This window comes from Nitratidesulfovibrio oxamicus (assembly GCF_015731765.1).
In the GTDB taxonomy this organism is placed as follows: Bacteria; Desulfobacterota; Desulfovibrionia; order Desulfovibrionales; family Desulfovibrionaceae; genus Cupidesulfovibrio; species Cupidesulfovibrio oxamicus.
In genome coordinates this window covers 1-4,037 of the sequence record NZ_VRYY01000223.1, presented here as the reverse complement: position 1 = coordinate 4,037, position 4,037 = coordinate 1, and the positions used below count along the sequence as shown (strand labels likewise).

General features: G+C 64.5%; 2 protein-coding genes. Both read right to left on the bottom strand.

The annotated features are described in order from the left end of the window. Nucleotides 1-138: 138 nt before the first annotated feature. On the bottom strand, nt 139-846 hold the full coding sequence (locus FVW20_RS08980; RefSeq protein ID WP_196609144.1) for a 4Fe-4S dicluster domain-containing protein: 708 nt from the start codon (nt 844-846) through the stop codon (nt 139-141). 2 nt (nt 847-848) lie between these two features. Then, the gene (fdnG, locus tag FVW20_RS08975; RefSeq protein ID WP_196609145.1) at nt 849-3,875 is read right to left on the bottom strand and encodes a formate dehydrogenase-N subunit alpha; all 3,027 of its coding nucleotides are present in this window, start codon (nt 3,873-3,875) and stop codon (nt 849-851) included. Nucleotides 3,876-4,037 lie beyond the last annotated feature (162 nt).

The following is a 4,037-nucleotide window of genomic DNA, read 5'->3' as shown; positions in this document are numbered from 1 at the left end:
GGCTGCCGGCACCGCCCGTCGCGAGGCTGGCGGGAAACCGCCCCGCGCCCAAGGAGGCAGGGATGACGGGAAAACACCGGCCCGCCGCGACGCGTTGCCTGCAGCGCGCGGCGGGCCGGGTTGCAATGCGGTTCTACGCTACGCGCGCGCCCGGAACAGCCGTGCGAACAGCTGCTTGCGGGTAAGCGGGCCGGATTCCAGTTCCGCCACCGCGTGCGTGAAGTAGCTCTTGGGGTCACGCTGGAACAGGTACACCACGCGCACGTCGTCGGGGTCGCCGAGGACGGCGTTGGGGTACTTCTTCTTCACGATCTCCAGGCGCTTTTTCGCCATATCCAGCATGTCCGCCTCGTCGCCGAAGTTCATGCACCCGGTGGGGCAGGTCTTCACACAGGCGGGCAGCAGGCCGTTCTGCACACGGTCGTTGCACATGTCGCACTTGGACAGCAGGCCGGTGGCCTCGTCCTTGCGCGGGATGTCGTACGGGCAGGCGGAACGCACCATGTCACCATCCACCTTGGCGGTAAGTTCGGTGAAGATGACGGCCCCGGTGGCCTCGTCCTTCAGTACGGCGCCTTCCATGTCCACGTCCGCCTGCCCCTTGCAGGGGGGCTCGACGCAGTGGCGGCACTGCTCCGGAAAGAACAGCCAGTCCATCTTCTTGTCGAACACGCCTTCCTCGAAGCGCACCGTCTTCAGGGTGACGTACGAGAGGTCCGGCGGGTTCTGGTGCGAACCGGTGTTGCGGGTTTCTTCGGCGGGCAGGTTCTTCCACTGCTTGCAGGCTATCTGGCAGCCGCGGCAGCCGGTGCAGCGGGTAAGGTCGATGAAGAACATCTTTCCCATGACTACTTACCTCCCGCCTTGCGGATATCGACCATGAACGCCTTGGTCTCGGGGATGCCGGTGTTCGGATCGCCCGCAGACGGCGTGAGCAGGTTGGCCGTGTCGCCGCCGTTCCTGGGCACCATCCAGCCGTAATGCCAGGGCAGGCCCACCATGTGGATTTCCGCGCCCATGACCTTGTAGGGCTTGATGCGTTCGGTAACGATGGCCACCGCTTCCAGCGAGCCACGCAGGCTGGAAACCTTGACCCGGTCGCCGTTCTTGATGCCGCGCAACTTGGCCAGTTCCTTGCTGACTTCCGCGAAGATTTCGGGCTCCGCTTCCACCAGCCACGCGCAACGGCGGGTCATCAGGCCGGTCTGCCAGTGCTCGGTGACGCGGTAGGTGGTGCCGATGAAGGGGAACTTCGGATCGCACACCGCCGCCTTTTCGCCCTCGATCTTGAAGGCCACCGGGTTGTGCAGCTGCTTCGAGAACGGGTTCTTGGAAACCGGGCACTCCAGCGGTTCGTAATGCTCGGGGAAGGGGCCTTCCTCGCGCCCGGGACCGTACAGCGCGCCGAAACCGTGCGTCTGCATGATGAACGGGTGCTTGGCGCCGGGGTCGCCGCCGCCGTCAACCACGTCACCCACCCACTTGCCGTCCTTCCATTCGATGACGGCCTTGGCGGGGTTCCACGGCTTGCCGGTCTTGTCCACGGAGGCGCGGTTGTAGATGATGCGCCGGTTCACCGGCCAGCAGAACGACCAGTTGGGGAACAGGCCGATGCGCGCCTGTTCCGGCGTCTGCGCGGTGTCGCGGCGGGCCATCATGTTGCCCGCATCGGTGAACGACCCGGCATGCAGCCAGTTGCCGGAACAGGTGGAACCGTCCGCCGTCAGGAAAGCGAACGAGGGCACCTGCTGCCCGGCCTTGAACTGCTTGCCGCCCACTTCCGTGTCCTTCAGGAAGTAGCCGTTCATCAGCCTGGCGGTCTTGGCCGGGGAAAACTCGTTGTGCTCTTCCCAGTCCTTGATGTTCAGTTTCAGGATGGGGTCGGCGTGCACGCCGCCTTCCTTGGCGTACAGGTCGCGGATCTTGTGCATCATCTCCAGCATGATGTCGCCGTCGGGCTTGGTCTGGCCCCACGGTTTCGGACCGCGATAGCGCCACTGCATCCAGCGGCCGGAGTTGGCGACGGAGCCTTCCTTTTCGATGGACACGGCGCACGGCAGGAAGAACACTTCCGTGCCGATTTCCTCCGGCTTCATGCCCGGGCCCTTCCAGAACGACGAGGTTTCGTTCTCGAAGATGTTGACGTTGACCAGCCAGTCCAGCTTGCCCAGCGCGCGCCGGTTCTTGTTGGCGTTGGCGCCGCCGCAGGCGGGGTTCATGCCCCACGCGAAGCAGCCCTTCACGTCGCCCTTGTCCATCTTGTCGAAGATGTTCAGCCAGAAGTAGTAGGTGGCGGGCTTGGACGCATCGAGCCTGGGCATGATGTCGTAGGCGTCCGCCGGGGCCAGGTCGGGGTACAGGGCCTTCAGGTAGCTGGCCATGTACTTGGGCCGGTTCTGCCACCAGTTCACGCTCATGGGGTCCTTGGACTGGGGCGTGATGGTGTTGTACAGGTCCAGCGTGGCCTGCTTGGTGGTGGGGGTGGGGTTGTACCCCGGCCAGATGTGGGACAGAAGGCCCTGGTCGGTGGAACCCTGCACGTTGGATTCGCCGCGCAGCGCGTTGACGCCGCCGCCAGCCACGCCGATGTTGCCCAGCAGCAGCTGCACCATGGCCATGGCGCGGATGTTCTGCACGCCCACGGAGTGCTGCGTCCAGCCCATGGCGTACATGATGGTGCCCGCCTTGTCCGGCTTGCCCGTGGCCGCGTAGGCCTTGTAGACCTTCAGGATCAGGTCCTTGGGCGTGCCGGTGATGTCGGCCACCTTGTCCACGGTGTAGCGTTCGTAGTGCTTCTTCATCAGGTTGAAGACGCACCGGGGGTGCTTCAGCGAGGGATCACGCCTGGGCACGCCGTTCTCGTCAAGCTCGAAGGCCCACTGCGACTTGTCGTACTTGCGCTTGTCCGCGGCGTAGCCGCTGAACAGGCCGTCCTTGAACGCAAACTTTTCGCCCACGATGAGCGAGGCGTTGGTGTATTCGCGCACGTACTCATCGAAATACAGCTTGTTTTCGAGGATGTACTTGATGAGGCCGCCAAGGAAGGGAATGTCCGCGCCAGACCGGATGGGGGCGTAGATGTCGCACTTGGCGGAAGTGCGCGTGAAGCGCGGGTCCACGTGAATCAGCGTGGCGCCCCTGTCCTGCGCGCGCAGCACCCACTTGAAGGAAATGGGATGGTTTTCGGCAGCGTTGCTGCCCATGATCAACACACAATCACTGTTCGCAAGATCGTTCCAGTGATTCGTCATAGCACCGCGACCGAACGACTCTGCCAGAGCCGGTACAGTGGGGCTGTGTCAGATCCGCGCCTGGTGTTCGATGAACACCAGGCCGAGGCTTCTGAGGATGACCTGGTAGGCCCAGCATTCCTCGTTGTCCATGGCGGCGGAACCGAAGGAGGCGATGGCTTCCGTCCGGTTCACCTTTTCACCGGCGGCGTTGGCCAGCTGGAAGGATTCGTCGCGGGTCTTCTTGACGCGCTTGGCGATTTCGCCCAGCGCCCAGTCCCATTCCACTTCCTTCCACTCGCCGCTATTGGGCGCGCGGTACAGGGGCTTGGGCGAGCGGGCGTTGTTCTCGCCCAGCTGGAAGATGGACGCACCCTTGGGGCACAGCGAACCTTCGTTGATGGGATGGTCCGGGTCGCCTTCCACGTTGACGGCGCGACCCTCGCCATTCTTGGCGGTGTGAACGATGAGCCCGCAGCCCACCGCACAGTAACAGCAGATCGAGGTGGTCTGCTTTGCCCACTGGAGTTTCTGGAGTTCGGCCCGCGCCACCGAGGGCGCAAGGCTGATCCCCAGCCCGCCGAACGCGCTTGCCAGGGTGGCGCCCGCGCTCAGCTTGAGAAATTGCCTGCGATTGACAGTCATCATGCCTCCTTGCGTACCGGTTGCCCCGTTGCCGCAGGGCGCCGTGATGCGGATGCGCCGGTGGCGCCCCGCCATCAGCGCCCCCTGATTTCCCGCCCCTGTTCCACCAGCAGCGCGTAGCCCGCGCGGCGGGGCGCGCGATCCACGTCGCGCCGCCACGCC

Bases quoted from the DNA above. Each gene is read 5' to 3' on its own strand.
- FVW20_RS08980 (WP_196609144.1), bottom strand. From the start codon at position 846: ATGGGAAAGATGTTCTTCATCGACCTTACCCGCTGCACCGGCTGCCGC.